This window comes from Ruegeria sp. AL2, from assembly GCF_056540845.1.
In genome coordinates, this window is sequence record NZ_JBQFXM010000024.1 from 24570 (window position 1) to 31217 (window position 6648).

A 6648-nucleotide genomic window follows, 5' to 3' on the forward strand; every position below is an offset into this window, starting at 1 on the left:
GGTTTCCGGCCTGGTGCTGGATCAAGATTTGGAAGGAGATGAAGACATGACCCGCGTTTCAACCACCCATGTGGGAAGTCTGCCACGAAATCAGAAGGTCGTTGATTTCATCTTTGCTCGCGAGCGAGAGGAACCGTTCGATCAGGCTGCATTTGACGCCTGCATGACCGCTGCCGTGTCCGAGACCGTGCGGAAACAAGCCAAGGCTGGGGTAGATATCGTCTCGGACGGTGAGACCTCAAAGATTTCTTACGCCACTTACGTCAAGGACCGGTATACCGGTTTTGCAGGTGACAGCCCGCGCAATGCGCCTGCGGACCTCAAAATGTTTCCCGGATATCTGCAACGTCTGGCGGATGATGGCGGTACGCCCCAATATGCACGGCCCATGTGCGTGGGCGAGGTGCGCTCAATAGGGCAAGTTGAGCTGCAGAAGGACATAGACAATCTCAAGGCGGCGATGACCGAACACGGGGTCGCGCGCGGTTTTATGAACGCCGCCAGCCCAGGGGTAATTTCCCTTTTTCTGCAGAATGACTTCTACCCAACGCGCGAGGCCTATCTGGCCGCGCTGGCCGACGCGATGAAAGAAGAATATGAGACCATCATTGGTGCGGGTCTGGATTTGCAGCTGGATTGCCCGGATCTGGCCCTGTCGCGGCATATGCTGTTCACCGATCTGTCCGACGACGAGTTCGTGAAAATCGCCAACATGCATGTTGAGGCATTGAACCACGCATTGCTAAATGTCCCAGCCGACAAGGTGCGCGTCCATATCTGCTGGGGCAATTACGAGGGGCCACATTGCTGCGACATCGGCATGGACAAGGTGTTTTCGACGCTGATGTCCACCAAATCTCGCTATGTACTGTTCGAAACCTCGAACCCGCGCCACGCGCATGAATGGACGGTATTCCGTGACCGCAAGGGTGAAATTCCGGATGACAAGGTTCTTGTGCCCGGTGTGGTGGACACCACGACCAATTTTGTCGAACACCCGGAACTGATTGCTCAGCGTATCGAGCGGTTTACGAAAATCGTTGGACTTGAGCGTGTAATCGCCGGATCGGACTGCGGCTTTGGCACCTTTGCCGGCTTTGGTGCGGTAGATCCGGATATCGCCTACGCCAAGTTGGGCGCACTTGCCGAAGGGGCTGCCCTGGTCAAATGACGCCACTTGTCCTCCTGCCCGGAATGATGTGCGATGCGCGGTTGTTCGCTCCGCAGATTGACGCTTTATCAGGCAAATACCCGATCCTGTGCCCACCAATCGGAGGCCATGAAACGATGCAGGCGCTGGCCGCCGATGTGTTAGTCTATGCACCCAAACGCTTTGCTCTGGCGGGGCTCTCGATGGGCGGCATCGTGGGAATGGAAATCCTGCGTCAGGCACCGGACCGTGTGGCTGGTCTGGCATTGATGGACACGAACCCACTTGCTGAATTGGACGAGGTCAAAGCAACGCGCAGCCCTCAGATTGAGGCCGTCGGACGTGGCAACCTGCGCAAGGTTATGGCCGAAGAGATGAAACCGAACTACCTGACGGACGGTCCGCGCCGCGCCGCCATTCTGGATTTGTGCATGGACATGGCCATGGATCTTGGCCCGGACGTTTTCGTCAATCAATCCAAAGCCCTGCGTGATCGCCCTGACCAGAGCAACACTCTGCGCAACTTCACCGACACAGCACTCATTCTCTGTGGGCGCGACGATGGCCTGTGCCCCGTCTCAAGGCATGAGTTGATGCACGAGCTGATGCCACAAAGCCGGTTGGAGATCATCGAAAACGCCGGCCACCTGCCGACATTGGAACAACCGCAACAAACAACGGCGGCCCTGATCCGCTGGCTGGAGATGATATGAACCAATCCTTGCTGGACCTGCTGAAAAAGGTCGACACTCCGACTGTTTGTAACGCCATCGAAGTGGCGCAGGGCAAGCGCGGATTCAGTGAATTTACCTGGGGCACGATGTTGTGTTCTGATCCCGATGCGGGGGCGATGGTGGGATATGCCCGTACAGCGAAGATCGCTGCTGTGAGCCCGCCGTCAGAACCGCCTGAGGTGATCCGCCAACGTCGGATGGACTATTACAGGCATATGGCAAGTGGGAGTGGCCCGGCTGTCACCGTGGTTGAGGATCTTGATTATCCAGATTGCGTTGGCGCCTTTTGGGGCGAGATCAATACGACGGTCCACAAAGGCTTTGGCATCAGCGGCGCTCTGACCAACGGCGTGATGCGGGACCTCGGCGACCTGCCGGATGGATTCCCGGTAGTTGCAGGGTCTGTCGGGCCAAGCCACGGGTTTGTGCACGTAAAAGAGATTGGCACACCGGTGACAGTTTTCGGCCTTGTGATCAAGGATGGCGATCTCGTGCACGCGGACCGGCATGGCGCGCTGGTTATCCCGCCCGAAGTCGTGGGCAAGCTTGAACGGGCGATCATCAAGTTGCTTGAAACCGAAAAACTGATTCTGGATCCCGCCCGCGCAACCGGGTTCGATTTCGATGCCTTCGAAAAAGCATGGGCGGCGTTTGAAGCCTCTCGGACTTAAACTTGGGACCGTCTGGGTCTTCCGCAAGTTTCTTCGAGAACTGAAAGGATGGAACTGGAGAAGCGATTATCCTACCAGTTGGATAAACTGCTGAAACGGGCGGAGCCCAGGCGTGAATTGACCTTTGCGGATTATGTTGACCGGCATTGCCAAGTCATCAGAAGTGGATTGGAATAAGCGTGAGACCGCGCAATCAAGCCGATAGCCCGGTAGCATAACCTTGCCACAGCTTGAACGCGTCGGCGCTGACATGGCGGTAGGAGAGAGTGGAAAGGCGATAGCGGCGGGGGCGAAAGATCGTATTGATTTGGTTATGGGCGACGAGAAATCGTTGCTCTTAGGTTAGTGATTTGAACCGACCCATCATCTTTTCCCGCTTTTGCGCCGGCCGGTGTGACCCTTCGATCCGGTTGTTGAGCCCCTTGTGCGCCCGATGGTCGGCGCCCGGCGCGATGACCTTGAACGGCTTGGTATACAGCTACGCAGCTTGTCCGTGATAACGACACGTGGTTCGCCATAGGCAACAACAAATCGACCGAAAAAACGCTTTGCGGCTTTGGCATTGCGGCGAGGCTGGATCAGAATGTCGAGTACATCTCCATTGCCATCGATTGCACGCCACAGCCAATGTTTCACGCCGTTGATCGGGACGACCACTTCGTCCATATGCCATTTGTCGTGCGGCTGGGGCCGGTCTCGTCGGATACAATCGGCAAACTGAGACCCTAAACGGTTCACCCAAAGGCGAATGGCTTCGCGGCTGACGATCACGCCGCGCTCCCCCAACAAACCCTCCACATCTGCCGAGCTGAGCGCAAACCGATGATATGCCCACGCCGCATAAGCGATGATTTCGCGAGGAAAACGGAAGCCTTTCAGCCGCAGCAATGAAGTCGGTATGGTCATGTTACGCGCTATCCGAAAAGGACAGCGCGATCAACTTGGCAATGCCTGTTGCTCAATTCCTAGTTTGTGGGCCACGAGAATTGTTGACAAGGCCGTTATGCAAATGCTGTTTTCGTCAAAACCAAAAAGGTCATCATCCCCAGCGGTGGCAGGGTTCTTTGCTCTCCGACGGTCAGTACATCCTCTTGCAATACTGTGTCGATTTCGAAATCAGAATGCCAACCAATTGTGTTTGCAAGCGGGGCAAAAACCCGTTCAAGGGAAGCAATCAAACCCCGCTTTCGTTGGAAGTGGTTGGTGATTACCACTCTGCCGCCCGGTTTGCAGACCCTCGCTATTTCTGCCATCACCCTTTCCGGTTCGGGAACTACGGACAGCACATGCATCGCCGCAACCGTATCGAAGTGGTTGTCCGGAAAATCAAGCGAGCGGGCATCCATTTGCCGCAGCTCCTCGACGTGACTCAGTGATTGGGCTTCCACTTTGTCGCGGGCCTTTTTCAGCATCTCCTCGCTGAAATCGATCCCTGTCACCTGCATCTCGGGCTTGTAGTGTTCCAGTGACAGACCAGTGCCCACGCCGACCTCCAGTACTTTGCCCGGGTGTCTATTGATATAGTCAACCGCGTGCTGCCGCCCAACACAGGTGATGGCTCCAAACGTCTTGTCATAGACGGGCGCCCATCGAGCATAGGAGTTTTGAACGGCTTTTATGTCCATATCAGGTCCTTAACGGTTAGAAGAGACTTCCTTGCCACGCCAGGCCCAGGCAACCGTTCCCACATATCCAACGCAAAGCGCGATCAGCGTGACCCAGGGATAGGTCAGCAGCGCCGCGCCAACAACAGCGACCCCGATGAGAAAGTATTTTGCATTCTCGCGCGAGATCCGCGTCGTCTTGAAAGACCAGGTTGGTATCCGGCTGATGAGCAGCAGACCGATGACCACCATGTAAAGACAAATCAATATGCCGGGCAGCAGCGGGGCATCTGCAAAAGCGAAGGAAACATACATTGGCAGCATCACCAACAGCGCCCCCGCAGGGGCCGGGACCCCTTTGAAATAGGCATCGTTCTGATCACAGGCTTCGGATTTGCTACCCACGTTGAAACGGGCAAGGCGCATCACGCAGCATACCGCATAAAACAGGACGGCAAGCCACGCTGCGTTTTGAATATCCTGCAAGGCCCAAAAATGAAGAACGAGCGGCGGGGCCACTCCGAAGTTCAGAAAATCTGCGAGTGAATCTAGTTCCGCTCCGATTTTGCTGTCACTGCTGAGCAGGCGCGCAATACGCCCGTCCAACCCATCCAGCACGCAAGCAGCAATAATGAGCTGCACCGCAAGCACGTAATTGCCCTGTACACCAAATCTGATCGCCGTCAGGCCCGCGCATATAGCTGTTATGGTCAGCGCATTGGGCAACAAATGGATCAGCGCGAACCCGGTCTCTTCCTGCTTAGATGGTTTTGCCACAGATCCCACCACCTATTTTTGTTCAGGTGTGCGCAAACTAGCTAGGACGGTTTCGCCCGCAATCATCGTTTGCCCGACACGCACCTGTGGCACGACACCATCAGGAAGATAAACATCCAACCGAGATCCGAACCGGATCAATCCAAACCGTTCTCCGGTTTGCAGCTTGTCACCGGGTTTTACGAAGCAGACGATCCGTCTGGCAACTAGGCCCGCAATTTGGACAACAGCCAGATCCTGACCGTTTGCCATACGAATACGCAAGCTGTTGCGTTCGTTGTCGGCACTCGCCTTGTCCAGGGATGCGTTGAAAAACTTGCCGGGGCGATAGGCAACAGCAGCAATCTCACCTTCAACTGGCGTTCGGTTTACATGGCAGTTGAAGACGCTCATGAACACGCTGACACGGGTAAGCGGCGCGTCGGGCATCCCAAGTTCGCTCGGAGGTACCGCCGCTTCGATCAGCGAAACCACCCCGTCCGCCGGGCTGACGATCAAACCCTCTTCCGTCGGCGGCACCCGTTCCGGGTCGCGAAAGAAATAGTAACACCAGATCGTGAGACCGACGCCAATCCAACCCAGAATGTCAGAAAGTAAAAACAGGCCGACAGCTATTGCGGCAAAGATTGCGACAAACCGAATACCTTCAGGATGCATCGGTTTGATGAACGTATCGCGCATGCGCATCGCAAGCCTTCCCCCGATAAATTTATTGCACTTTCATAGGAGGATTGGTGAGGAACGCAAGTGTGACGAGCGCAGTCAGTTCATCCTTTGACGATATCTGATGCACAAACCTGTTTCGGCCAGTGCCGTCGATTCTGGCCGACGATGCGTCCCTTGTTCCAGGTTGGTCGAAATGTGCGGACGGCTGGTAAGTTTGGGGTCGTTTACTCTGATCCACCAATCCGCCATCCTCTTCCAAGTGGCAATCCAATTTTACTGAACGCAGTGAGCCTCCCCAACTGAAGTGGTCCGCCGTTATGGTTAAGAAAACGGAGGAACCACATGGCGAACAAGCGACCGAAGCCGGAAGAGATTGTCTCGAAGTTGCGACAGGTTGAGATATTGATGGGGCAAGGCATGTCCCGCCTGGATGCAATCCGGCAGATTGGTCTTGTTGAACAGACCTATTATCGCTGGAAGAAAAAGTACGGCGGAATGGGTACGGATCAGTTGAAGAAACTCAAGCGCCTTCAAAAAGAGAATGAGCGTCTTCGAAAGGCCGTCTCGGATCTTACCCTGGACAAACTGATCCTGACGGAGGCGGCCAAGGGAAACTACTGAGCCCCGCCCGTCGCCGTGCCTGCATCAACCATGTGCGCCGCAAACTGCGTGTCTCAGAACGCCGGGCGTGTCGTGTCCTGAAACAGCACCGATCCACACAGCGAAAGCTGCCGAAAGGTCGAACTGATGAGAAGCGCCTGGTGGCGGACATGATAGAATTGGCCCGCCAGTATGGCCGCTACGGTTATCGCCGGATCGCGGCTTTGCCGAGAGATGCGGGCTGGCAGGTGAATGACAAGCGCGTCGAAAGACCGCGTTGCACGAATGGCGCTTGGGCCGCATTTGCCCCTTTCCCCGGTTCGTTATGCGACACGTTCCTAGGTCGCACGACCTGGACGGGTCATGCGGTTGAGGGCTTTGACAGCGATGCGGGCTTCGGTTGTCTGGGTCTCCATGTTGCGGCTGCGCAGTTCCAGTCCGATGAC

General features: G+C 55.8%; 6 protein-coding genes and 3 pseudogenes. 4 read left to right on the top strand and 5 right to left on the bottom strand.

The features are described 5' to 3' along the window. Positions 1-46: 46 nt before the first annotated feature. From ACR0ID_RS18115 to ACR0ID_RS18125, 3 genes are read left to right on the top strand one after another with little or no spacing between them, the layout of a single operon-like run. Complete coding sequence (locus ACR0ID_RS18115; RefSeq protein WP_480477944.1) at positions 47-1171, top strand: cobalamin-independent methionine synthase II family protein; 1125 nt, start codon at positions 47-49, stop codon at positions 1169-1171. Next, positions 1168-1863, top strand: a complete 696-nt coding sequence (locus tag ACR0ID_RS18120; RefSeq protein WP_480607614.1) for an alpha/beta fold hydrolase — start codon at positions 1168-1170, stop codon at positions 1861-1863. The genes ACR0ID_RS18115 and ACR0ID_RS18120 overlap by 4 nt, the downstream gene beginning before the upstream one ends. After that, entirely contained in the window at positions 1860-2555 is a 696-nt protein-coding gene (locus ACR0ID_RS18125; RefSeq protein WP_480607618.1) for an RraA family protein, read from the top strand. Before ACR0ID_RS18120 ends, ACR0ID_RS18125 begins: the two co-directional genes overlap by 4 nt. A 66-nt stretch (positions 2556-2621) precedes the next feature. On the opposite strand, the pseudogene ACR0ID_RS18130 reads toward ACR0ID_RS18125, so the two are convergent. The 5 genes and pseudogenes from ACR0ID_RS18130 to ACR0ID_RS18150 all read right to left on the bottom strand — a co-directional run. Next, positions 2622-2696, bottom strand: a pseudogene (locus ACR0ID_RS18130) (IS6 family transposase); the annotation flags it as partial. Positions 2697-2748: 52 nt separating this feature from the next. Continuing rightward, a pseudogene (locus ACR0ID_RS18135) lies at positions 2749-3461 on the bottom strand (IS6 family transposase). A gap of 95 nt (positions 3462-3556) precedes the next feature. Then, positions 3557-4180, bottom strand: coding sequence for a class I SAM-dependent methyltransferase (locus ACR0ID_RS18140; RefSeq protein ID WP_480520792.1), 624 nt, complete (start codon positions 4178-4180; stop codon positions 3557-3559). Positions 4181-4189: 9 nt separating this feature from the next. Continuing rightward, the gene (gene pssA / locus ACR0ID_RS18145; RefSeq protein WP_480495276.1) at positions 4190-4936 is read right to left on the bottom strand and encodes a CDP-diacylglycerol--serine O-phosphatidyltransferase; all 747 of its coding nucleotides are present in this window, start codon (positions 4934-4936) and stop codon (positions 4190-4192) included. 12 nt (positions 4937-4948) lie between these two features. Then, positions 4949-5623 carry a phosphatidylserine decarboxylase gene (locus ACR0ID_RS18150; RefSeq protein ID WP_480477954.1) on the bottom strand — a complete coding sequence of 225 codons (675 nt, stop codon included), beginning with the start codon at positions 5621-5623 and terminating at the stop codon, positions 4949-4951. 321 nt (positions 5624-5944) lie between these two features. Here ACR0ID_RS18150 and ACR0ID_RS18155 point away from each other — a divergent pair. Further along, a pseudogene (locus ACR0ID_RS18155) lies at positions 5945-6474 on the top strand (transposase); the annotation flags it as partial. Positions 6475-6648: the final 174 nt, after the last annotated feature.